Origin of the sequence: Streptomyces sp. NBC_00510 (assembly GCA_036013505.1) — a bacterium.
Taxonomy (GTDB): Bacteria; Actinomycetota; Actinomycetes; order Streptomycetales; family Streptomycetaceae; genus Actinacidiphila.
In genome coordinates this window covers 7,492,256-7,515,207 of the sequence record CP107851.1, presented here as the reverse complement: position 1 = coordinate 7,515,207, position 22,952 = coordinate 7,492,256, and the positions used below count along the sequence as shown (strand labels likewise).

The window sequence follows — 22,952 nt, the reverse complement described above, 5'->3', positions numbered from 1 at the left end:
GGTCCGAGTGAAGAAGAAGCACCCGCTGCGCCGGATCCTCCTGAGCAGCGTGACGACCGTCTCCGGGGTCGTGCTGCTGCTCGCCCTGAAGCCGACGACGGCGCCCTTCACCTCGCAGGCCGGGGCCCCGGCACAGCAGGTGCCGCCGGTCTCCGCGGCCCCCTCGCCCGCCGGCCCGGACCCGTCGGTGCCGGTGGCCTCGGCCCCCGCGGACGGACGCGGCACCGGCGGGGCGCAGGACCCGGGGAAGCAGGGCGGCGCCCCCGCGCGGAAGACCGTCACCGGGGACGTCGCGCAGACCAGCTACGGTCCCGTCCAGGTCAAGATCACGGTCGACGGGGGGCGGATCGTCTCGGCCGCGGCCGTCCAGGCGCCCGCGGGCACCCCCACCAGCGACCAGCTCACCGCCACCGCCGTCCCGCAGCTCGACCAGGCCGCGGTCACCGCCCAGAGCGCGCAGATCGACACCGTCTCCGGTGCCTCCTTCACCAGCGAGGGCTACCGGAAGTCGCTGCAGAGCGCCCTGGACAAGGCCGGTGCCTGACGATGTCCGACAACCCTCCGCGCCTGCGGCACGTGGAGCACTGCATGGGGACGGTGTTCTCCTTCGACGTGCGCGGTGCCCGCGAGCCGCGCGTCCGGGCGGCCCTGGACGAGGCGGTGGCGGGCCTGCACCGGGTCGACGCGGTGTTCTCCACCTTCCGTGCCGACAGCGAGATCAGCCGGCTGGGCCGTGGTGAACTCGCCCTCGCGCAGTGCTCACCCGAGGTGCGCGAGGTCCTGGGGCGGTGCGAGGACGCCGAGCGCCGCACCGACGGCTGGTTCACCCCGCGCTACGCGGGCCCCGGCACCGCGCTCGACCCCACCGGCCTGGTCAAGGGCTGGGCGGTCGAGCGGGCCGCCAGGACGATCGCGGCGGCGGGCGCCGGGAAGGTCTGCCTCAACGGCGGCGGCGACGTCCAGTTGACCGGCGGCCCCTGGCGGGTCGGCATCGCCGATCCGCTGCGGCCCGGGGGGCTGGCCACCGTCGTCGAGGCGGACGGCGAGCTGGCCGTCGCCACCTCCGGTCCCGCCGAACGCGGCTGCCACATCCTCGACCCGCACACGGGCGCGCCGCCCGCCGGGGGACTCGCGTCGCTCACCGTCGTGTGCGCCTCCCTCACCGAGGCGGACACCTGGGCGACGGCCGGCTACGCCATGGGCGGCCGGGCCCGGGAATGGCTGGAAGGACTCCCCGATGTGGAGGCCTTCGCCGTCACCCCCGACGGCACGACCTGGCACACCTCGGGATTCGGGCGTTTCGTCGCCAAGTTGAGCGCTTGACGATCAGCTGTTCCAGGTGGCAAGAATGCGTCACATGGATCTGCAACTGAACGGCAAGGTCGTGCTGGTCACCGGAGGGTCCGACGGACTCGGCGCGGCCCTTGTCCGGCGGCTGACCGCCGAGGGCGCCAAGGTGGCGCTGTGCGGACGTGACCCCGAGCGCATCGAGCACGTGGTGAAGGAACTGGGCGCCACCGGCGCCGACGTGCTGGGCGTGCCGGCCGACGTCACCCGCCCCGAGGACCTCGAGCGCTTCGTCGCCGCCGCCGACGGGCGCTGGGGACGGATCGACGCCGTGGTCAACAACGCCGGGCGCAGCGCGGCCGGCTTCTTCGAGCGCCAGGACGACTCGGTGTGGGAGGAGGACCTGCAGCTGAAGCTGCACGCCGCGGTACGGCTGACCCGGCTGGCCCTCCCCCACCTGCGCGCCGCGGGGGGCGGCAGCGTCGTCAACACCCTCGCCGTCTCCGCCAAGGCCCCCGGCGCGGGCAGCACCCCGACCTCGGTCTCCCGCGCGGCCGGCCTCGCGCTGACCAAGGCACTGTCCAAGGAGCTCGGGCCCGACAACATCCGGGTCAACGCCGTGCTCGTCGGCCTGGTCGAGAGCGGCCAGTGGACCCGGCAGGCCGAGGAGCGCGGGATCACCGTCGAGGAGCTGTACGCCACGATGGGCCGCGAGTCCGGCATCCCGCTGGGCCGGGTGGGCCGCGCCGAGGAGTTCGCGGACCTCGTGGCCTTCCTGCTGTCCGGCCGGGCCGGCTACGTCACCGGCACCGGCATCAACGTCGACGGGGGCCTGAGCCCGGTCGTCTGACCGGGCCCGGGGCCCGGTCCTAACCGCCCGCGGCCAGGCGCAGCAGGTGGTCGGCGACCGCCTGCCCGCCGGCCGGGTCCCGGCTGATCAGCATGACCGTGTCGTCGCCCGCGATCGTGCCGAGGATGTCGTACACCTCGGCCTGGTCGATCGCGGACGCGAAGAACTGCGCCGCGCCCGGCGGGGTGCGGACGACGACGAGGTTGGCCGAGGCCTCCGCGGAGATCAGCAGCTCGCCGGCGAGGCGGCTCATCCGCTCCTCCTTCACCGACTCCCCGAGCGGCGCCATGGGGGTGCGGAAACCGCCCTCGCTGGGCACTGCGTAGATGAGTTCGCCGTTGTTGGTGCGGATCTTCACCGCGCCCAGTTCGTCGAGGTCACGGGAGAGCGTCGCCTGGGTGACGCTCAGCCCGTCGTCGGAGAGCAGCTTGGCGAGCTGGCTCTGGGACCGCACCGGCAGCCGGTTCAGGATGTCGACGATCCGCCGGTGGCGTGCCATCCGGGTCTGCGGTACGGCGGCGGCTCCCCCGCCGGCCTGCTGCTGCGCCTCGCTCATCGTCGTGTCATTCTCCGGATCGGTGTCCCTCTGCGGCATGTACGGCGTCGAGGACACCCGGCAGCGCCCCCAGGAACGCGTCCACCTCGGCGTCACCGAGGATCAGCGGCGGGGCGAGCCGCACCGTGTCGGGTACGGCGGCGTTCACCAGGAGTCCGGCGTCCTGAGCCGCCTTCTGCACCTGCGCGGAGAGCGGCTCGGTGAGCACGATACCCAGCAGGAGGCCCGCACCGCGCACGTGATCGACCAGAGGGTGGTCCAGCGCCTCGACGCCCTGGCGCAGTTTCTCGCCCTGGCGCTTGACGTTGTCCAGCACGCCCTCCTGGGCGATGGTGTCCAGGACGGCGAGCGCAGCGGCACAGGCCACCGGGTTGCCGCCGAAGGTGGTGCCGTGCTGACCGGGGGTCAGCAGATCGGCCGCGGGGCCGAAGGCGAGGGTGGCGCCGATAGGCAGTCCGCCGCCGAGCGCCTTGGCGAGGGTGACGACGTCCGGCTCGACGCCCTGCGCCTGGTGCTCGAACCAGTGGCCGGTGCGGCCGATGCCGGTCTGCACCTCGTCCATGACGAGCAGGGTGCCGGTGGCGCGGGTGATCTCCCGTGCGGCGGCCAGGTATCCGGCCGGGGGCACGATGACGCCGTTCTCGCCCTGGACGGGCTCGAGCATCACCAGCGCGGTCCGCTCGGTGACGGCGGCGCGCAACGCGTCGGCGTCGCCGTACGGCACATGGGTGACGTCACCGGGCAGCGGGCGGAAGGACTCCTGCTTCCCCGGCTGCCCGGTGAGCGCGAGCGCGCCCATGGTGCGGCCGTGGAAGCCGCCGTCGGTGGCCACCATGTGCGTACGGCCCGTCAGCCGGCCGATCTTGAAGGCTGCTTCGTTGGCCTCGGCGCCGGAGTTGCAGAACAGCACGCGGCCGGGCCGGCCGGACAGCTGGAGCAGCCGCTCGGCGAGGGCGACCGTGGGCTCGGCGATGAAGAAGTTGGAGACGTGGCCGAGGGTCGCGATCTGCTCGGAGACCGCGCGGACGACGGCGGGGTGGGCGGTGCCGAGGGCGTTGACCGCGATGCCGCCGAGGAAGTCCAGGTACTCGTTGCCGTCGGCGTCCCAGTACCGGGCGCCCTCGCCGCGGACCAGGGGCAGCCGCGGGGTGCCGTAGTTGTCCATCAGGGAGCCCTGCCAGCGCCGTGTGAGCGCCTCGTTCCCCTGGTCGCCGGTCCCGGTCATGCCCGTCCCCCTTCGTGTCGCGATGTGCCGCCCGCCGCTTCGACGCCGTCGGGTACCACCATCGTGCCGATTCCCTCGTCGGTGAAGATCTCCAGCAGGATCGAGTGCTGGACCCGCCCGTCGATGACCCGGGCGGTGTGGACGCCGTTGCGCACCGCGTGCAGGCACCCCTCCATCTTGGGCACCATGCCGCTGGACAGCTCGGGCAGCAGTTTCTCCAGCTCGCTCGCGGTGAGCCGGCTGATCACCTCGTCGCTGTTCGGCCAGTCCTCGTACAGGCCCTCGACGTCCGTGAGGACCATCAGGGTCTCCGCGCCGAGCGCGGCCGCGAGCGCCGCCGCGGCGGTGTCGGCGTTGACGTTGTAGATGTGTCCGTCGTCGGCGCTGCGGGCGATGGAGGAGACGACCGGGATGCGGCCGTCGTCCAGCAGGGCCCGGATGGCGCCGGTGTCGATCTCGGTGATCTGCCCGACCCGGCCGATGTCGACGGCCTCGCCGTCGATCATCGGGCGGTGCCGGGTCGCGCTGATGGTGTGGGCGTCCTCGCCGGTCAGGCCGACGGCGAGCGGGCCGTGCTGGTTGAGCAGGTTGACCAGCTCGCGCTGCACCTGCCCGGCGAGCACCATGCGGACGACGTCCATGGCCTCCGGGGTGGTGACCCGCAGCCCCGCCTTGAACTCGCTGACCAGGCCCTGCTTGTCGAGCTGCGCGCTGATCTGCGGGCCGCCGCCGTGCACCACGACCGGCTTGAGGCCGGCGTGCCGCAGGAAGACGACGTCCTGGGCGAAGGCCGCCTTCAGCGCCTCGTCGACCATGGCGTTGCCGCCGAACTTGATGACGACGGTCTTGCCGTGGTGCCGGGTCAGCCAGGGCAGCGCCTCGATCAGGATCTGCGCCTTGGGCAGGGCGGTGTGCTTGCGGGCGCTCATGAGCTGTAGGCGCTGTTCTCGTGGACGTACTCGGCGGTCAGGTCGTTGGTCCAGATGGTCGCGGTCTCGGTGCCGGCGGCGAGGTCGGCGGTGATGTGGACCTCGCGGTAGCGCATGTCGACCAGCTCGCGGTCCTCGCCGACAGAACCGGACTTGCAGACCCACACGCCGTTGATCGCGACGTTGAGGCGGTCCGGCTCGAAGGCGGCGGAGGTGGTGCCGATCGCCGAGAGCACCCGTCCCCAGTTGGGGTCCTCGCCGTGGATCGCGCACTTGAGGAGGTTGTTGCGGGCGATGGAGCGGCCCACCTCGACGGCGTCGTCCTCGGTCGCGGCGTTGACGACCTCGATCTTGATGTCCTTGGAGGCGCCTTCGGCGTCGCGGATCAGCTGGCGGGCGAGGTCGGCGCAGACCTGCTCGACGGCGGCGGCGAAGGGCTCCGGTGCGGGGGTGACGCCGGAGGCGCCGGAGCCGAGCAGCAGCACCGTGTCGTTGGTCGACATGCAGCCGTCGGAGTCGGCCCGGTCGAAGGTGGTGCGGGTGGCGGCGCGCAGCGCCCCGTCGAGGGCGGCGGAGTCCAGGTCGGCGTCGGTGGTGAGGACGACCAGCATGGTGGCCAGGCCCGGTGCGAGCATGCCCGCGCCCTTGGCCATGCCGCCGACCGTCCAGCCCTCGCCCTCGTACACGGCGGTCTTGTGCACGGTGTCGGTGGTCTTGATGGCGATGGCGGCCTTCTCGCCGCCGTGGGCGGAGAGCTCGGCCGCCGCCTTGGCGACGCCCGGCAGCAGCTTGTCCATCGGCAGCCGGACGCCGATCAGCCCGGTGGAGCAGACGGCGACCTCCCCCGCGCTCTGCCCGAGGGCGTCGGCGACCGCCTCGGCGGTGGCGTGGGTGTCCTGGAAGCCCAGGGGGCCCGTACAGGCGTTGGCGCCACCGGAGTTGAGGACGACGGCGGAGACCTGGCCGCCCTTGAGGACCTGCTCCGACCACAGGACGGGGGCGGCCTTGACGCGGTTGGAGGTGAAGACGCCGGCCGCGGCGAGCCGCGGACCGTTGTTCACCACGAGGGCGAGGTCCGGGTTGCCGTTCTCCTTGATCCCGGCGGCGATGCCCGCCGCCGTGAATCCCCGTGCTGCCGTGACGCTCACTGTGTCGTCTCCTTGTCCGCTTGTGGGCCGACGCACCGCAGGGGCGCGGCCTTCGCCGTGATGTCGGTGTACGGCCCGGTCACCGGGGCCGTGCCGTGCGCGTCGGCCGCCGCGCCGCAGGGCGCGGCCCGGGTGAGCAGCTCGGCGACGGCGCGGCGGGCGCGGGCGGCGGGGCGGGGGGTCATGGTGCGACCCCCGCGGTGCTCAGGCCCAGTCCCTCGGGGAGGCCGAGCGCGATGTTCATGCTCTGCACGGCGCCGCCGGCGGTCCCCTTGGTGAGGTTGTCGATGGCGCTGACGACGACGACCCGGCCGGCGGCCTCGTCGTAGGCGACCTGGATCAGCGCGGCGTTCGAGCCGTACACGGCGGCGGTGGCGGGCCACTGGCCCTCCGGCAGCAGGTGCGCGAACGGTTCGTCGGCCAGCGCCTTCTCGTAGGCGGCCCGTACGGCGGCGGCGGTCGTGCCGGGCCTGGCCTTGGCGCTGCAGGTGGCGAGGATGCCGCGGGGCATCGGCGCCAGCGTCGGGGTGAAGGAGACGGAGACCCGCTCCCCGGCCACGCCGGAGAGGTTCTGGATCATCTCGGGGGTGTGCCGGTGCGTACCGCCGACGCCGTACGGGGTCATGTTGCCCATGACCTCGCTGCCCAGCAGGTGCGGCTTGGCGGCCTTGCCCGCACCGGAGGTGCCGGACGCGGCGACGACGACGGCCTCGGGCTCCACCAGGCCCGCCGCGTACGCGGGGAAGAGCGCGAGCGTGACCGCGGTGGGGTAGCAACCGGGCACCGCGATGCGCCTGGAGCCCGCCAGCGCGGCGCGCGCACCCGGCAGCTCCGGAAGGCCGTAAGGCCACGTGCCCGCGTGCGGGGAGCCGTAGAACCGCTCCCAGTCCGCGGCGTCCTCGAGCCGGAAGTCGGCGCCGCAGTCGACGACGAGGGCCGTGTCACCGAGCTGCTCGGCGACGGCGGCCGACTGCCCGTGCGGCAGCGCGAGGAAGACGACGTCGTGTCCGGCCAGCGCCTCCACGCCGGTCGCCTCCAGGACGCGGTCGGCCAGCGGCAGCAGATGCGGCTGCAGGCCGCCGAGGCGCTGCCCCGCGTTGGTGTTCCCGGTGAGCGCGCCGATCTCGATCTCGGGGTGGTTCAGCAACAGGCGCAGGATCTCCCCGCCCGCGTACCCGCTCGCTCCCGCCACCGCTGCCCGGAATGCCATGGACCCTCCTCTTCGATGGCATGACTATACGGCGCTCGGAACTTTTATGCAAAGCTTTCCGGCCCGTTCCGGCCCCTTCCGGCCCCGTTGCCCTGGGGCGCGGTGGGGCGCCCCGGAGTCCGGCGAGTCTCGGCGCCCCGGTTGGCGTCCGGACTTCCGCCCGGTGGCGGCCGCGCGCCGACCGGCGAACACTGGGCGAACTCTCCGCAGGTCAGCCCGGCGGGGCGACGGAGCCCGGCCCGGCGCCTGCCCGCTCCGGCCGGATCCGGGCCGCATCGTCCGTGCCCGTCCTCACCCCGTCTACGAACGGCGGCGGGGCTTGCCGCGCTTCGCGGGGCGGGGGGTCTTGGCGGACGTACGGCCGGACGACCTGCCCGCCGCGGGCTTGCGCCGCGCCGCCCCCTCCTCGGGGCGCTGCTTCTTCGGCTGCGGCTGGGTCTGTGCCTGGGTACGGCCGCGGGAGCTGTTGACGGTGCGGCCGCGCACGATGCCGATGAAGTCCTCGACCCGGTCGGTCGTGGTGTCCTCGCGCCACGACAGGGCCACCCGCGACTGCGGGGCGTCGACGACCGTGCGGTAGGTGAGGTCACGCCGGTGGTGCAGACGCGCCAGCGACTGCGGCACGACCAGCACCCCCACGCCCGCCGCGACGAGCTCGACGGCGTCCGCGGTCGTGGCCGGGCGCTCGATCGCGGGCCGCCCGGGGAGCTCCCCCCAGTCCAGGGTGTCGTCGAGGGGGTGGAACACCACGTCGTCGGCCAGGTCCGCCAGCGACACCTCGTCGGCGGCCGCCACGAGGTGGTCCTTGGGGACGACGACGACCGTCGTCTCCGTGTAGAGGGGGATGGCGCTGAGGTCCGTCCGGTCGATCGGCAGCCGTACGAAGCCCGCGTCCGCGTCGAGGCCGCGGAGCACCCCGGGAACCTCGGCGGCCGTGACCATGACGAGGTCGAGCGGAACGTCCGGCAGCCGCTCCTGCCAGGTCCGCACCCATTTGGCGGGGGTCACGCCCGGGACGTAGGCGAGGCGGAACGAGGGGGGAGCTTCCGAGCCGGTCATCCGGCCAGGCTACCCCGGCGCCGGTCGGGGACCGCTCCCGCGATCGATATCCTTGAGGCATGACGTCGCACCAATCCGCCCAGACCATGAAGCCCGCCACGGCGGCGAAGAAGCTGGGTGTGTACCTCGAGGCCACCCCCGCCGAGTTCCGGGAGGGCGTCGTGTCGCGCGACGAGCTGAACGCGCTGCAGGCCGACCCGCCCGAGTGGCTCCGGGAGCTGCGCCGCAACGGCCCGCACCCGCGCCCGGTGGTGGCGGCGAAGCTGGGCATCTCCAACTCCGGCCTCGCCCGCGGCGGGGTCACCGAGGCGCTCACCACGGAGCAGATCGAGGCGCTGAAGCAGGAAGAGCCCGAGTGGCTGCAGAAGGAGCGCGCAACCCAGGCCGAGGTCCGCAAGGAGGCCGCCCGCCTCAAGGAGCGCGACGCGGAGCGCGCCGACGGCGCCGACGCCTGACGCCCCCACCCTCGCCGCCGTACGCCGCCCCGCGCCCACCGCGCGGGGCGGCGTCGTTTCCACCCGCCACGGCGCTGCACCCTGGACACAGGCGGCTCCCGCCACCCCCACAAAGCGCGTTCCGGTCCGTTGACAGCGCGGTGGGCGCGTCGCAGACTCAGTGCTCAAACGTTCAATGAACGATAGTTCACTGTGCGAACGAGGGCGTTCGCGTGCCAGACAGGGGCTGCCATGACCATCACCCGCGAACTGCTGATCGGCGGCAAGGACGTCCCGGCCGTCTCCGGACGCACGGCCGAGGACGTGAGCCCCTTCACCGGGGAGGTGTACGCGACCGTGGCCGCCGGGGGTGCCGAGGACATCACCCGGGCGGTGGACGCGGCCGAGGCCGCGTTCCCGGAGTGGGCGGCGCTCAGCCCGTTCGCGCGGCGCAAGATCTTCCTGACCGCGGCCGACCTGCTGGAGGCCCGCACCGAGCAGGCCGCCGAGATCATGGCGCACGAGGCCGGCGGCACGCGCCCCTGGGCGTACTTCAACGTCGGGCTGGCCGCCAACATCCTGCGCGAGGTGGCCGCCGCCATCACCGCGCCGCGCGGTGAGGTGCTGAGCGCGCAGGAGGAGGGCGTCCTCGGCATGGCGGTGCGCGAGCCGGTCGGCGTCGTGGGCGCCTTCGCACCGTGGAACGCTCCGGTCATCCTGGGTGTCCGCGCGGTCGCCGCGCCGCTGGCGGCGGGCAACACGGTGGTGGTGAAGCCGAGCGAGGACGCCCCGGTGGCCTGCGGCCTGTTCGTCGCGGACGTGCTGCGCGAGGCCGGGCTGCCCGACGGCGTGCTGAACGTGGTGACCAACGCCCGTGAGGACGCGGCGGCGGTCGCCGAGGCCCTCATCGCCGACCCGAGGGTCCGCATCGTCAACTTCACCGGGTCGACCGAGGTCGGGCGGATCATCGGCACCCATGCCGCGCGCCACCTCAAGCCCGCCGTGCTGGAGCTCGGCGGCAAGAACGCGATCGTCGTGCTGGACGACGCCGACGTGGACTACGCCGTCGACGCCGCCGTCTTCGGCGTCTTCCTCAACTCCGGGCAGATCTGCATGTCCGGCGACCGGATCCTCGTCCACGAGAGCCTCGCCGAGGAGTTCACGGCCAAGTTCGCCGCCAAGGTCGGCACGCTGCCCTCGGGCGACCCCTCGCACCCGCACACCGTGATCGGCCCGCTGGTGAGCTCCGCCTCCGCGCGGCGCGTCGCGGAGCTGGTGCGGGACGCGGTCGCCAAGGGCGCCACCGTGCTGACCGGCGGCGGTGAACCGGACGGCGCGGTGCACCCGGCCACCGTGCTGCGGGACGTGCCCAAGGACGCGGAGGTCTACTACGGGGAGGCCTTCGGCCCCGTCGTCACCGTGGCCTCCTTCGCCGACGACGACGAGGCCGTGGCCCTGGCCAACGACACCGACCACGGTCTGACCGCGGGCGTCATCACCGAGAACGGCACCCACGGGCTCGCCGTCGCCCGCCGGCTGCGCACCGGCATCGTGCACGTCAACGACCAGTCCGTGGCGGACGAGCCGCAGGCGCCGTTCGGCGGCTTCAAGGCCTCCGGCTACGGCCGCTTCGGCGGCCGCTGGGGCCTGGAGGCGTTCTCCAACACCCGCTGGGTCACCCTGGCCACGCAGCAGGCGCACTACCCGTTCTGAACCCCGTGGCGAGCGGGGCGTAGGGTCCGGCCATGGACGATCCGGTCGGCGCGGCCCGCGCCCTGCTCGCAGAACGCTTCCCCGACGCCCTCGGGGGCTTCCTGGGCGGGTCCACGGCCCGCGGTGAGGGGACGGCGACGTCCGACCTGGACGTGGTCGTCGTCCTCGATCCGCCCGCCGGGTGCCACGCGGAATCGCTCGTCTGGGGCTCCTGGCCGGTCGAGCTCTTCGTGCACACGCCCGAGTCCGCGCGCGCCTTCATGGGGTGGGACCGCGACCGCGGCAGCGGCACGATGGCGTTCATGTGCGCGCGGGGCGTCGTCCTGCTCGACCGCGACGGCACCGCCGCCCGGCTGCGCGACACGGCGGAGCGCATCCTCGCCGCCGGCCCGCCCGCCGTCCCGGACGCCGAGCGCGACCACCGGCGCTACGCCGTCACCGACCTGCGCGACGACCTCCTCGGTGCCCGGGACGAGGAGGAACTCCTCGCCGTGGCCGCTGCCCTGCTGGACCGCGCCGCCGACCTGCTGCTCGGTGCGCGCGGCCACTGGCGCGGTGACGGCAAGTGGCTGCCCCGCCGGCTGCGCGAGGCCGACCCCGAGCTCGCGGGGCTCCTGCTCGGCGGTTACCGGGATCTCGTCCGCGGCGGCCCGCGCGAGCCCTTCGCCGCGGCGGTCGACGCGGTGCTGCACGCCTGCGGCGGCCCGCTGTGGGCGGGTCACCGGCGCACCCCCGACCCGCGCATGCTCGCGGAACTCGGCCTGCGGCCGGACTGAGCCCCGGGCCCGGTTCCAGAGGGTGCGGAGCGGACGCCCGAACCTAGACTGGAGGGGCAAGGCTGCGGACCGCCGAGTTCTCAGGAGGTCTACCGATGCACGCGAACAAGGGTGACCGGGTCAGGCAGCACGGGCGGGTAGTCGGCCAGCACGACAAGGTGGCCGAGATCGTCGAGGTCATGGGGCAGGAGGGCGAGCCGCCGTACCGCGTCCGGTACGACGACGGGCACGAGTGCATCCTGTCCCCCGGACCGGACTCGACGGTGGAGCACGGGCGGGGCGCGACCCCCACCCGCTGAACCGTTCCGTGCCGGACCGCGGCCGTCGCACCACGCGGCCGCGGTCCGTCTCGACGGCGCCTGCGCCCCGGTCAGGAACGGGGCGTGCGGACCCGTGTCGTGTAGTGGTCGGCGACGACCCGGGACATCGCCCCGATGGGGTCGGCGGCGACCTCCTTGGCCGAGAAGAAGACGTTGCCGAGCACCTGGGGATGGTTCCGGTCCAGTGCGAGGTGGCGGGAGAGTTCGGCCGGGTCCTGCCAGGCCTTGGCCTCGCCCGCGGCGCCCGCGCGGTACAGGGCCTCGCCGATGTAGAGATGGACGCGGGTGCCGTCGACGACCTGCGCCCACCAGGGCACGAGCGTGGCGTAGTCGGCGACGTCGAAGCCGATGTGCCAGTACACCTGCGGCACGATGTAGTCGATCCAGCCCTTGCGGACCCAGCCGCGCGTGTCGGCGTAGAGGTCGTCGTACGTCTGGACCCCGCCGCGGGTGTCGGAGCCGCGCGGGTCCGTGCGGCGGTTGCGCCAGACGGCGAAGGGGCTGACGCCGAAGCGGGTGGCGGGGCGGAGCGCCCGGATGCGGGCGGCGGTCTCGCTGACGAGCAGGTCGATGTTGTCGCGCCGCCAGGAGGCGAGGTCGTCGAAGCCCTCCCCGTACCGGGCGAAGGCGTCGTCGTCGGCGAAGTGCCGACCGGCGACCGGATACGGGTAGAAGTAGTCGTCCCAGTGCACCCCGTCGACGGGGTAGCGGCGGACGGCGTCGAGCATGGCGTCCTGCACGAAGCGCCGTACCTGGGGAAGCCCCGGGTTGTAGTAGAGCTTGCCGCCGTACGCGACGACCCAGTCGGGGTTGACCCGGGCCGGGTGGTCCGGGGCGAGCCGTTCCGGGTCGTCGTGGGTGGCGACGCGGAACGGGTTGAACCAGGCGTGCAGCTCCAGCCCGCGCGCGTGCGCCTCCGCCACGGCCGTGCCGAGCGGGTCCCAGCCGGGGTCCCGCCCCTGGACACCGGTCAGGAACTCCGACCAGGGCTCGTAAGGGGACGGCCACAGCGCGTCGGCGGTCGGCCGGACCTGCATGACGACCGCGTTGAGGCGCCGCTCGACGGCGAGGTCGAGGAAGCCGAGGAGTTCGTCGTGCTGCTGACGGGCCGACAGCCCGCGGGCCGAGGGCCAGTCGCGGTTGGCGACCGTCGCCAGCCACATGCCGCGGAACTGCCCCGGCGCACCGGGTCCGCCCGTCACCGCCCCGGCCGGGCCCGTCGCCGCCGCGGCCACCGCCCCGGCCGTCCCCTCCGCCGCCCTCGCGACCTCGCCCGCGGCGAGGACGGTGCCGAGTGCCCCGGCGGCGCCCGCGGCGAAGCTCCTGCGTGAGAGTCGGCGCATGGCTGTCCCCTGATCGCCCGTCATATTCATATTTCGCTGATACTGGGCCGAATCGGTCCGTCCGGCAACCTCCCAGGACCCCGGCGTGTCCGGGGCGCCCCCGGGTCCCGCCCGCCCCGTGCGGCGCCCGCGTCGCCTCCGGCGCGCGGGCGTCACCGGCGGTGTCGGGGCCGGTCAACGGGGCGGCCGGGCCCGTCGGAGCGGGCCGCACCGGGACCCGGACCGGTACGCCGGCCGGGTGTAATGTCGAGCGGGCTGGTCCGGACCTCACGACGGTCCGGGTCTCCATCTCGCGATCAGGGAGAGGCTGGGCGTTGAACGACGACATCCGTTATGTCGGTGTGGTGGGCTGTGGCCAGATGGGCGCGGGTATCGCCGAGGTGTGCGCCCGGGCCGGACTGGACGTCCGGGTGGCGGAGACCACCGGCGAGGCCCTGGAGCTGGGCCGGACGCGGCTGACGAGCTCGCTGCAGAAGGCTGCGGAACGCGGCAAGATCACCGAGGAGGAGCGCGACGCCGCGCTCGAGCGCCTCTCCTTCACCACCGACCTGGGCGACTTCGCCGACCGCGACCTCGTCATCGAGGCCGTCGTCGAGAACGAGCAGGTCAAGACCGAGATCTTCCAGGTGCTCGACCAGGTGGTGACCCGCCGCGACGCGATCCTGGCCTCGAACACCTCCTCCATCCCGCTGGTGAAGCTCGCCGTGGCGACCTCCCGCCCGGAGCAGGTGATCGGCATCCACTTCTTCAACCCGGCGCCGGTGCAGAAGCTCGTCGAGCTGATCCCCGCCCTCACCACCGACGGCCAGACGCTGGTGCGCGCCGAGAAGCTCGTCACCGACGTGCTGGGCAAGCACCCGATCCGGGCCCAGGACCGCGCGGGCTTCGTGGTCAACGCGCTGCTCATCCCGTACCTGCTGTCGTCGATCCGGATGTTCGAGACCGGCATCGCCAGCCGCGAGGACATCGACAACGGCATGGAGATGGGCTGCGCCCACCCGATGGGCCCGCTCAAGCTCTCCGACCTGATCGGGCTGGACACCGTGGCCTCGGTCGCCGACTCGATGTACGAGGAGTTCAAGGAGCCGCTGTACGCCGCTCCCCCGCTGCTCCAGCGCATGGTCGACGCGGGCCGGCTGGGCCGCAAGAGCGGCCACGGCTTCTACGACTACGTGTAGTTCGGCGTCCACGCCGTCGTCTCCCGCCGCGCGTCGAGCCGGGCCAGTTCCGCCCTGGCCCGGGCCTCGACCGGGGCGGCGCCGACCGCGGAGCTGATCTCCAGGGCCTCGACCAGGGCGCCCCGGGCCGCCGATGCCCGCCGCGGACGGCGCTCGGCGGCGCCCAGCACGATCAGCGTGCGGGCGAGGTCGATGGGGAGCGACCGGCCGCGCAACCGGTCGGCGGCGGCCTGGATGCGGGTGACGCCCCGCTTGGAACGACCCAGCACGCAGTCGCGCAGCCCCTCGGCGCGGTCCAGGGCGGACTGCACGCTGGCGGAGGGCCGGGCCCCGGCGCGGCGGCGCGCCGCGCGCAGGATCTCGGCGGCGGAGTCCGTGTCGCCGAGGATGACGGTCGCCTCGGCCAGGTCCCCGTACCAGCGCAGCATCACCGGGTCGGCGATGCCCATCGTCTCCCCCAGCCTGCGCACCTGCCGCAGGGTCTCGACGGCCGCCGCGGTGTTCTCCCGCCCCCCGGCCAGCAGTTGCGCCCGGCCGCGGACGCCCAGGGCCCGCAGCAGGAAGAGCTGGTCCCCGTCGGTCATGCAGGCCCGGATGGCGCGGTCGGCGAGCTCCAACGCGCGTTCCAGGCGCCCCCCGGCGGTCTCGGCGAGCGCGGCGGCGTACAGCACCGGCGGTGAGTCGCTGCCGGCCCTGACGGGGAGCACGGCGCAGCGGGCTACGTTGTCCAGGGCCTCGCGGCAGCGTCCGGACCGCACCTGGATGCGGATCAGCGCCACCAGTGTGGCGGCGGTCTCCTCGACCGAGGCGTACTCGCCGGTCCTGCCCAGGAGACCGGACACCTCGCCCTCCGCCTCGGTGATGCGGTCGGCGTCGGCGGCCAGGATCGCGCGGGTGCGCACCAGTTCGCGGGCGCCGGGCCCGTCGGGCGGCACCGGGAGGCCGAACGCCTCGCCCAGCGCGGCCTCGGCGGCCCCCGCCTCGCCGTGCAGCGCGTGCAGCCGGGCGAGCAGCGCCAGGACGGCCACGCGGGTGTCGACGGCGTCCGCCTGGACCGCGATGTCGGCGGCGCGGCGGGCGTGGGCGGAGGCCTGTGCAGGCCGCCCGCCGATGAGGTGCCGCAGGGCGGCCCAGTGGTGCAGCCGGGCCTCCAGCTCGGGATGTCCCTCGGCCTCCACCAGGCCGTCCGAGATGAGGCGGCCAGCGGCGCCGAGCGCCTGGCCGGCGTTGCCGAGCATGATCAGCCGGGCCAGTACCCGCTGCCGGGCGGAGGCGGCCTCGGCGAGCACGGTCTCCGCGGCCCGGTCGGCGTCGCCCCGCAGCCCGGCGTCGCTCGCGTACTCGGCCGCGGCCAGCAGCCGGTCGGCGCGCTCGGCCGGGCGGTCCTCGGGGGTACGGCGGACCGCCAGGGCGGCCAGTTCCGCGGCGGTGGCGGGGGCGCCGCGGCGGCGCGCGGACCCGGCGGCGGCGGTGAGCGTGGCCGCGGTGGCCTCATCGGCGTTCGGGTGGGCCAGGGCCAGGTGCCGCGCCTGCTCCACGGGCTCGGGGACCACGCGGGACAGCAGCTTGTGCGCGGTGCGCCGGCCGTGCTCGGGAGCGTCGGTGTACACGGCGGCCCGGATCAGCGGGTGCTGGAAGCGAATCGTTCCTTCGGCATCGGCCGCGGCGACCCCCAGGCTCTCCGCGGTGCCCAGGTCGCCCTCCGGGTCCGGGATCCCCGCGGCGCCGAGCAGCGGCAGCGTGGGGCGGGCCGCGGCGCTGGCGACCAGCAGGGTCTGCCGGGCGGAGGCGGGCAGCAGCCGCACCCGGTCCAGCAGGAGGTCGCGCAGCCGCGGTGGTACGGACAGCACGTCCCCGGCCTCGAAGGGCGTGCCCTCCCGCAGCAGGGCGCGGCCGAGTTCGAGGGCGTACAGCGGATTGCCCGCGGCCGTGTCCTGGACGGCCCGCACGGCGCGCTCGGGCAGCTCCGCCCCGGTGTCGTCCAGCAGCAGCTCGGCCACGTCGCCGTCGGACAGCGGAGGCACGAGCAGCGCCGTGGTGCCCGGCGGGCAGCACCGCAACCCGGGCGGCTCCTCGCCCTCCGCGACCCGCTCGGCGGCCAGGAAGCGCACGCCCTCGCCCGGCGGGAGCCGCCGCAGCGCGAGCGACAGGACCTCCGCGCTGGGCACGTCGAGCCACTGCAGGTCGTCGACGACGATCAGCACGGGGCCGGCCGCCGCGAGCGCCCGCAACAGCTCGACGGCCGCGTCGCGCACGGCCAGCCGGCTCTGCGTCGCGACCGGCTCGTGCCCCCGCAGCAGCGCCGCCCGCAGTGCGGCCCGGGGCCCCGCGGTCAGCCCGTCGACGTACTCCTCCGGCACACGGGCGAAGAGGTCCATCAGCGCCACGAAGGGCAGCTTGGCGTCCTCCTCGACGGGCACCGCCCGCAGCACGGAGCCTCCCGGCGGGACCTCGTCGGTCAGCGCCGCGAGCAGGGCGGACTTGCCGATCCCGGCCGCTCCGTGGAGCAGTACACCCGGACCGGCGGTCAGCTGTGTCCGGGCATGGTCGAGGATCTCCCGACGCCCGATCAGGGACGGCATATGCTCATGACAACGTTTGCCCAACTGCCTTGTCAATGGCCGCAGTCACGTCGGCCTTCCGGGTTGCCCGGTGTCGCCCCTTGCGGCCGGTTGTCGTGTGCGGGTTGTTCGCGCCTGCGGGCGGCTGCGCCGGGCTGCCCGGTGGTTGGGTGCGGGTGCGTTGCGCCTGCGGCGGGCATCCCCCGCCCTCCCGCCCGATTGCCCGGCGCGGTCGGTGCGGGCCTGCGCGCGGTTCGTGGTGGGCCGGGGTCGGGGCCTCCGGGGCTGGGCATTCTGGACCGCATATTTATGTGCATGGCGGGCGGTCAAGATCGGTGCCGTCTGTGCCGCACAACAAATACACGTCAGCGTCCAGAACGCCCACCCCTCCGACCCCGCCCCCTCCGCCGGTTCCGCGACCAACGGCCGGAGGGGGTGAGGAAGCGGTCCGGGGTGGCCGCAGGTGCCTTACTCACCCCCCACCGGCCGTCAGTCGCCCCAACCCGTGGGAGGGGGTGTGGCGGGGTGCGCCCATGGGGGTCCCCCCGGCCGAAGGCTGGGGAAGACGAGCGGCGAACCCGGCGCCCGACTCTGTTGGGGTAAACCGCGAGCGCTGTGGGGGTCCCCCCGGCCGAAGGCTGAGGGAGTGCGCCGGCGCGGCACCGACCCCACAACGACCGCGCGAGGCGGTCACTGACCGCGCCGGATGGGGGTCCCCCCGGCCGAAGGCTGGGGGAGGGCGGGAGGGCGGGGGACGCCCGCCGCAGGCGCAAACAACCCGCACACGAACGACGGGCCGCACCAGGAACCCCGGTCCGCGAAGTGCAACGCACCCGCACACAACCACAGGCCGCAAGGGGCACCGCGGAGCACAAACGACCCGCACACGGCGACACGGGGTCAGGCGACCCCATCGGGATGAGGCAGCAGCACCACACGGTGCGCCCCCGCATCCGCGGCCACCGCGCTGTCGCACGCCGCGACGACCGTGATCCCCGCGGCCGCCACGCGCCGCAGCTCGCTCCACGCGCCGCGGCTGATGACGGTCGTCGTGACGGAGGGACCCCGGCTCCAGGGTGCGCTGTTGAGGGCGAGCTGCAGCGCCGAGCGCTGCGGGCCGGGCGGGCCGACCACGGCGATCAGTTCTCCCGTGGGCGTGGACAGTTCGGCTCCGGTGACGGTGGAGGTTGCCATGCCTGCCCCTCTCCTCGTTCTGGCCGGTATACGAGCAATGGGCGTTTCGCTCGGGGGATCGACCCAGGTTTACCAAGGATCGGGCCGGATCAAGGGCGCGGCACTCCGGGAACCCCGGTTGCGGTGCGGGCGGCGGCCGTCTGGGCGGGCACCGCGGGGGTGTCCCGGTGGAGCACGAGCAGTGCCATGTCGTCGGTGAGCCGCCCCCGCGTGTGCCGCAGGAACGATGCCCGCACCCCGTCGACCAGGGACCGCGCGCACAACGCGCCGCCGCGGGCGGCCGCCTGGGCGGCCCCCTCCAGGGACGGCAGCAGGGGGAAGAACTCCCCGGCGGCGTCCCGGGCGTCCATCACGCCGTCGGTGTGCAGGAACAGCGCCTGCCCGGGCAGGAGTTCGCCGCACGGGACGGCCTTCGTGCCGGGACCGGGGTCGAACAGACCGAGCGGCGGGAACGGTTCGCCGGCCTCCAGCGGGTGGGCGCGCAGGTGCCCGGGGCGGCCGGGGCAGAGCAGGTACGGTTGCGGATGGCCGCAGTTGATGACCTGGACGTCGCGGTCCTCGCCCAGTTCGAGCAGCATCAGGGTCACGAACTCCTCGGCGGCGTGCGAACGCCCCCGCAGGTGCCGGTGGAGCGCCCGGTCCATGCGCCGGAGCACGCCGCCGAGCTCCGGTTCGTCGTGCGCGGCCTCGCGGAAGCTGCCCAGCAGCGCGGCGACGGTGCCGATGGCCTCGAGACCGTGGCCGCGCACGTCGCCGATGACCGCACGCACCCCGTGGGGCGTGGCGAGCACCTCGTACAGGTCGCCGCCGAGGCGGGCGCCTCGGCTGGCCGAGAGGTAGTCGCCGGCCACCACGAGGCCGTCGACGCGTTGCGGCAGCGGGGGCAGCAGCACCTGCTGGGCCGCGAGGGCGATCTCCCGGGTGCGGTCGAGCTCGGCGGCGAGCCGGGCCCTGCGGTCGACGAGCAGGAAGCAGACGGCCAGGACGGCGAGGACGGCGACCTCGGTGCCGAGCCGTTGCCCCGTGTCCGGCACCGCGACGGCCGCCACGGCGAGCCCGCCGCTGGCCAGGACGCAGCGGCGGCGTCCCGTCCCGGCGCAGGCGATCACGGGGGCCGCGACCACGGCGGGCACCCACTGGACTCCCCCGGGCACCGCGTAGACCAGGCCCAGCACCGCGGCCACCCACAGCCCCGGCAGCGACAGGAGCGCCAACCCCCGTGCCCTGTCGCCGCTCGGGCGGCCCACTGCCCTGGGTCGGATCATGCCTCGGGGCTCCCCCTGAAGCCGTTGACGCGGTCGGCGACGACACAGCCCCCGCGTCGAGTGGGCCCTGGTTCGCGATCGATTGTGGCGACTCGGCGCGACGAACCGGATACCCAGTGGAGCCATTTCACCCGATCGGGCTACGTGACCGGCGGGAACGCCGGTGGGGCGCACCCGGCGGACCGGGGGCGCCCCACAGGGACCCGCATGCGTGCGCCTCAGGCGCCTCGCAGGGCCGCTCCCGTGCTCTCCGCCGCGGCGGCGACGGCGGCGTCACGGGCCGCGGAGGCCTCCTCCGCGGTGAGCGTACGGTCCGGGGCGCGGAAGCGCAGGCTGTAGGCCAGCGACTTCTTGCCCGCGCCGATCTGCTCACCGGTGAAGATGTCGAACAGCCGCAGCGATTCGAGCAGTTCGCCGGCGCCGGAGCGCAGGGCGCCCTCCACCTCGGCGGCCGGGACGGAGGCGTCCACGACCAGGGCGACGTCCTGGGTGGCCACCGGGAAGGTGGACACACGGGGCGCGACGACCGGGCCGCCGGCGGCGCGCTCCAGGCGGTCGAGGTCGAGCTCCATGGCGGAGGTGCGCTCCGGCAGGTGCAGCGCCTTGATCACCCGGGGGTGCAGCTCGCCGGCGTTGCCGACCAGCACCTCCTCGCCGTCGACGACCGCGAGGAGTGCGGCGCAGCGGCCCGGGTGGAAGGGCGCCTGCTGGTCCTGGCGGACGATCAGCTCGACCCCGGCCTCGCGGGCGACGATCCGGCCCGCCTCGATCGCGTCGGCCGACCCCGTGGGACGGCCCGCGCCCCACCAGCCGGCCTGCTCACGGGCTCCGGCCAGGACGACGGCGACGCGCCGCGGCTGCCGCGGCAGGGCCGCGTCCAGCGCGGCGATCTCGGCGTCGGTCGGGCGCCGGTCGACCGGCAGCCGCGGCGGCGCGGGCTCCTCGCCGCTGGGGCGGAAGACCAGTCCGGTCTCGAAGAGCGCGAGGTCGTGCGCGCCGCGCCCGGCGTTGCGGCGCAGGGCGCCGAGCAGGCCGGGGAGCATGGACGTGCGGAGCGCGGGCTCCTCGTCCGACAGCGGGTTGGCCAGCTTGACGGTGATGCGGCGCGGGTCGTCCGCGTCGAGACCGAGCTGGTCGAAGACGGCCTCGCCGAGGAACGGGTAGTTCTGCACCTCGACGTAGCCGGCCCCGGCGAGCGCCCGGCCGACCCGGCGGCGCAGCTTCTGCGACTCGGTCAGACCGCGGCCGGAGGGCAGGTTCGGCAGGGTGGAGGGCAGGTTCTCGTAGCCCTCCAGCCGGATGACCTCCTCGGCGAGGTCGTTGGGGTCGCGCAGGTCGGGCCGCCACGACGGCACGGTGACGATCAGCTCGTCGGCGCCGTAGACGTCGCAGCCGACCTGCTGCAGCCGGCGCACCACGGTCTCGCGGCCGTACGCCATGCCCGCCACCTTGTCCGGGTGGTCGGCGGGGATGGTGAGGGTGTGCGGCGCCGAGGGCGCGATGACCTCGGTGACGCCCGCCTCGGCGGTGCCGCCCGCGAGCAGCACCAGCAGGTCGACGGTGCGCTGCGCGGCGGCGGCCGCGGCCTGCGGGTCCACGCCGCGCTCGAAGCGCTTGGACGCCTCGGAGGACAGCTTGTGGCGGCGCGCGGTGCGGGCGATGGCGACCGGGTCGAAGTGCGCCGCCTCGATGACGACGTCGGTCGTCGAGGCGCCGGTGTCGTCGATCTCGGTGTTGGCGCCGCCCATGACCCCGGCCAGGCCGATCGGCCCGCGGTTGTCGGTGATCACCAGGTCCTCGGGGTCCAGGACGCGGACCTGGCCGTCGAGCGTGGTCAGCTTCTCGCCCGGCTGGGCCCGGCGGACGCCGATGGCGCCCTCGATGCGGTGCCGGTCGTACGCGTGCAGGGGCTGGCCCAGCTCCAGCATCACGTAGTTGGTGACGTCCACGGCGAGCGAGATCGGGCGCATGCCGGCCTTCTGCAGCCTGCGCTGCAGCCAGATCGGCGAGCCGGCCTCCGGGTCCAGGCCGGTGACGGTGCGCGCGGTGAAGCGGTCGCAGCCGACCGGGTCGGCGACCCGCACCTCGTAGCCGTAGGAGTTCGGGCCGGGCACGTCGAGCAGCGCCGGGTCGCGCAGCGGCAGACCGTAGGCGATGGCGGCCTCGCGGGCGACGCCGCGCAGGGACAGGCAGTAGCCGCGGTCCGGGGTGACCGCGATGTCCAGCACCTCGTCGACGAGCTCCAGGAGCTCTATGGCGTCGGTGCCGGCCTCGTGCTCCGGCGGCAGCACGATGATGCCGTCGTGGTCGTCGCCCATGCCGAGCTCGCGGGCGGAGCAGATCATGCCGTGCGAGTTGCGGCCGTAGGTCTTGCGCGCGGAGATCTCGAAGTTACCGGGCAGCACGCCACCGGGGAGGATGACGACGACCTTGTCGCCGACGGCGAAGTTGCTCGCGCCGCAGACGATCTCCTGCGGCTCGCCGGTGCCGTTCGCGGTGCCGACGTCGACGGTGCAGAAGCGGATCGGCTTCTTGAAGCCGCTCAGCTCCTCGATGGTGAGCACCTTGCCGACGACCAGCGGGCCCTTGAGCCCGGCGCCGAGCTGCTCGACGGTCTCGACCTCGAGGCCGGCGGAAATGAGCTTGGCCTGGACGTCGCGGCCGGACTCGCCGGCGGGCAGGTCGACGTACTCCCGCAGCCAAGAAAGCGGGACCCGCATCAGATCTCCATCCCGAACGGAAGGGTGAAGCGCACGTCACCCTCGACGATGTCTCGCATGTCCTCGACGTTGTGACGGAACATCAGCATGCGCTCGATGCCGAAGCCGAAGGCGAAGCCGCTGTACTTCTCCGGGTCGACGCCGCAGGCGGTGAGCACCCGGGGGTTGACCATGCCGCAGCCGCCGAGCTCGATCCAGCCCTCGCTGCCGCAGGTGCGGCAGGGACGGTCCGGGTTGCCGACGGACTCGCCGCGGCAGACGTAGCAGACCATGTCCATCTCGGCGGACGGCTCGGTGAAGGGGAAGTAGTTCGGGCGGAGCCGGGTCGTGATGTCCTCGCCGAAGAGCGACTGGACCATGTGGTCCAGGGTGCCCTTGAGGTCGGCCATGGTCAGGCCCTCGTCGACGGCGAGCAGCTCGACCTGGTTGAACACCGGGGTGTGGGTGGCGTCCAGCTCGTCGGAGCGGTAGACCCGGCCGGGGCAGATCACGTAGACCGGCGGCTCGCGGTCGAGCAGGGAGCGGATCTGCACCGGGGAGGTGTGGGTGCGCAGCACGACGCCGCTCTCCTCCGGGCCGGAGCCCGCGGGCTTGTCGCCCTCGACGAAGAACGTGTCCTGCATGGTGCGGGCCGGGTGGTCCGCCCAGATGTTGAGGGCGTCGAAGTTGAACCACTCGGCCTCGACCTCGGGGCCCTCGGCGACCTCGTAGCCCATGGCCACGAAGACGTCCTCGATGCGCTCGGAGAGCGTGGTCAGCGGGTGCCGGGCGCCGCGCGGGACACGGTCGTACGGCAGGGTGACGTCCACCGCCTCCTCGACCAGCACACGCTCGTCGCGCTCGCTCTCCAGCACCTCCTGCCGGGCCTTGAGCGCCTGGTTGACCGTGCCGCGGGCCTGGCCGACGCGCTTGCCCGCGTCCGCCTTGGCGTGCGGCGGCAGTGCGCCGATCTCACGGTTGGCGAGGGCGAGCGGCGAGCGGTCCCCGGTGTGGGCGACCTTGACCTCGCGCAGCGCGTCAAGGTCGGCGGCCTCCGCGATCGCGGCGAGCGCCTCGTCGCGCCGGCGCTCGATCTCTTCCGGTTTCAGTGCCTCGACCTCGACAGGGTCGTACGACTTGTTCGGTGCCGACATTTCTTCCCGTTCCGATGTGGGTGATGGCGTGGCCGACCTGCCTGCCCGACC

At 74.2% G+C, this 22,952-nt stretch carries 21 protein-coding genes; 8 read left to right on the top strand and 13 right to left on the bottom strand.

Annotated elements, in window-relative coordinates:
* Positions 1 to 7: 7 nt before the first annotated feature.
* Genes OG937_33970 through OG937_33960 form a run of 3 tightly spaced genes read left to right on the top strand, consistent with a single transcriptional unit; the run spans position 8 to position 2,137 of the window.
* Complete coding sequence (locus OG937_33970) at positions 8 to 544, top strand: FMN-binding protein (protein WUD76345.1); 537 nt, start codon at positions 8 to 10, stop codon at positions 542 to 544.
* A gap of 2 nt (positions 545 to 546) precedes the next feature.
* On the top strand, positions 547 to 1,323 hold the full coding sequence (locus OG937_33965; GenBank protein WUD76344.1) for an FAD:protein FMN transferase: 777 nt from the start codon (positions 547 to 549) through the stop codon (positions 1,321 to 1,323).
* Between the two features lie 34 nt (positions 1,324 to 1,357).
* Positions 1,358 to 2,137: an SDR family oxidoreductase gene (locus tag OG937_33960; GenBank protein WUD76343.1), complete on the top strand. Its 780-nt coding sequence runs from the start codon at positions 1,358 to 1,360 to the stop codon at positions 2,135 to 2,137.
* 19 nt (positions 2,138 to 2,156) lie between these two features.
* Here OG937_33960 and OG937_33955 read toward each other — a convergent pair whose 3' ends face one another.
* The 7 genes from OG937_33955 to OG937_33925 form a co-directional block, all read right to left on the bottom strand.
* Positions 2,157 to 2,693, bottom strand: coding sequence for an arginine repressor (locus OG937_33955; protein ID WUD76342.1), 537 nt, complete (start codon positions 2,691 to 2,693; stop codon positions 2,157 to 2,159).
* Between the two features lie 7 nt (positions 2,694 to 2,700).
* Positions 2,701 to 3,918: an acetylornithine transaminase gene (locus tag OG937_33950; GenBank protein ID WUD76341.1), complete on the bottom strand. Its 1,218-nt coding sequence runs from the start codon at positions 3,916 to 3,918 to the stop codon at positions 2,701 to 2,703.
* A complete protein-coding gene (gene argB / locus OG937_33945; protein ID WUD76340.1) occupies positions 3,915 to 4,847 on the bottom strand; it encodes an acetylglutamate kinase in 933 nt (310 codons plus the stop codon). The genes OG937_33950 and argB overlap by 4 nt, the downstream gene beginning before the upstream one ends.
* Complete coding sequence (argJ, locus tag OG937_33940) at positions 4,844 to 5,995, bottom strand: bifunctional glutamate N-acetyltransferase/amino-acid acetyltransferase ArgJ (protein ID WUD76339.1); 1,152 nt, start codon at positions 5,993 to 5,995, stop codon at positions 4,844 to 4,846. Before argJ ends, argB begins: the two co-directional genes overlap by 4 nt.
* On the bottom strand, positions 5,992 to 6,180 hold the full coding sequence (locus tag OG937_33935; protein ID WUD76338.1) for a hypothetical protein: 189 nt from the start codon (positions 6,178 to 6,180) through the stop codon (positions 5,992 to 5,994). Before OG937_33935 ends, argJ begins: the two co-directional genes overlap by 4 nt.
* Complete coding sequence (gene argC, locus OG937_33930; protein WUD76337.1) at positions 6,177 to 7,205, bottom strand: N-acetyl-gamma-glutamyl-phosphate reductase; 1,029 nt, start codon at positions 7,203 to 7,205, stop codon at positions 6,177 to 6,179. Before argC ends, OG937_33935 begins: the two co-directional genes overlap by 4 nt.
* A gap of 300 nt (positions 7,206 to 7,505) precedes the next feature.
* Positions 7,506 to 8,264: a LysR substrate-binding domain-containing protein gene (locus OG937_33925; GenBank protein WUD76336.1), complete on the bottom strand. Its 759-nt coding sequence runs from the start codon at positions 8,262 to 8,264 to the stop codon at positions 7,506 to 7,508.
* Positions 8,265 to 8,323: 59 nt separating this feature from the next.
* Here OG937_33925 and OG937_33920 point away from each other — a divergent pair, with 59 nt between their 5' ends.
* From OG937_33920 to OG937_33905, 4 genes are all read left to right on the top strand, one after another.
* On the top strand, positions 8,324 to 8,719 hold the full coding sequence (locus OG937_33920; protein WUD76335.1) for a DUF5997 family protein: 396 nt from the start codon (positions 8,324 to 8,326) through the stop codon (positions 8,717 to 8,719).
* A 231-nt stretch (positions 8,720 to 8,950) separates the two neighbouring features.
* Positions 8,951 to 10,411: an aldehyde dehydrogenase family protein gene (locus OG937_33915; GenBank protein ID WUD76334.1), complete on the top strand. Its 1,461-nt coding sequence runs from the start codon at positions 8,951 to 8,953 to the stop codon at positions 10,409 to 10,411.
* 32 nt (positions 10,412 to 10,443) lie between these two features.
* Positions 10,444 to 11,187: a nucleotidyltransferase domain-containing protein gene (locus OG937_33910; protein WUD76333.1), complete on the top strand. Its 744-nt coding sequence runs from the start codon at positions 10,444 to 10,446 to the stop codon at positions 11,185 to 11,187.
* Positions 11,188 to 11,282: 95 nt separating this feature from the next.
* Positions 11,283 to 11,486 (top strand): DUF1918 domain-containing protein, encoded by a 204-nt coding sequence (locus OG937_33905; protein ID WUD76332.1) that lies wholly within the window; start codon positions 11,283 to 11,285, stop codon positions 11,484 to 11,486.
* Positions 11,487 to 11,557: 71 nt separating this feature from the next.
* Here OG937_33905 and OG937_33900 read toward each other — a convergent pair whose 3' ends face one another.
* Positions 11,558 to 12,850, bottom strand: a complete 1,293-nt coding sequence (locus OG937_33900; GenBank protein WUD76331.1) for a family 10 glycosylhydrolase — start codon at positions 12,848 to 12,850, stop codon at positions 11,558 to 11,560.
* A 314-nt stretch (positions 12,851 to 13,164) separates the two neighbouring features.
* Here OG937_33900 and OG937_33895 point away from each other — a divergent pair, with 314 nt between their 5' ends.
* Positions 13,165 to 14,028 (top strand): 3-hydroxybutyryl-CoA dehydrogenase, encoded by an 864-nt coding sequence (locus OG937_33895; protein ID WUD76330.1) that lies wholly within the window; start codon positions 13,165 to 13,167, stop codon positions 14,026 to 14,028.
* On the opposite strand, the gene OG937_33890 is transcribed toward OG937_33895, so the two are convergent.
* The 5 genes from OG937_33890 to pheS all read right to left on the bottom strand — a co-directional run bounded on the left by OG937_33890 (position 14,019) and on the right by pheS (position 22,901).
* A complete protein-coding gene (locus tag OG937_33890; GenBank protein ID WUD76329.1) occupies positions 14,019 to 16,610 on the bottom strand; it encodes an AAA family ATPase in 2,592 nt (863 codons plus the stop codon). The genes OG937_33895 and OG937_33890 overlap by 10 nt on opposite strands.
* An 879-nt stretch (positions 16,611 to 17,489) precedes the next feature.
* Entirely contained in the window at positions 17,490 to 17,783 is a 294-nt protein-coding gene (locus tag OG937_33885) for a hypothetical protein (GenBank protein WUD76328.1), read from the bottom strand.
* An 89-nt stretch (positions 17,784 to 17,872) separates the two neighbouring features.
* The gene (locus OG937_33880; protein WUD76327.1) at positions 17,873 to 19,048 is read right to left on the bottom strand and encodes a serine/threonine-protein phosphatase; all 1,176 of its coding nucleotides are present in this window, start codon (positions 19,046 to 19,048) and stop codon (positions 17,873 to 17,875) included.
* 218 nt (positions 19,049 to 19,266) lie between these two features.
* Positions 19,267 to 21,768, bottom strand: a complete 2,502-nt coding sequence (pheT, locus tag OG937_33875) for a phenylalanine--tRNA ligase subunit beta (GenBank protein WUD76326.1) — start codon at positions 21,766 to 21,768, stop codon at positions 19,267 to 19,269.
* Positions 21,768 to 22,901, bottom strand: coding sequence for a phenylalanine--tRNA ligase subunit alpha (gene pheS, locus OG937_33870; protein WUD76325.1), 1,134 nt, complete (start codon positions 22,899 to 22,901; stop codon positions 21,768 to 21,770). The genes pheT and pheS overlap by 1 nt, the downstream gene beginning before the upstream one ends.
* Between the last annotated feature and the right edge of the window lie 51 nt (positions 22,902 to 22,952).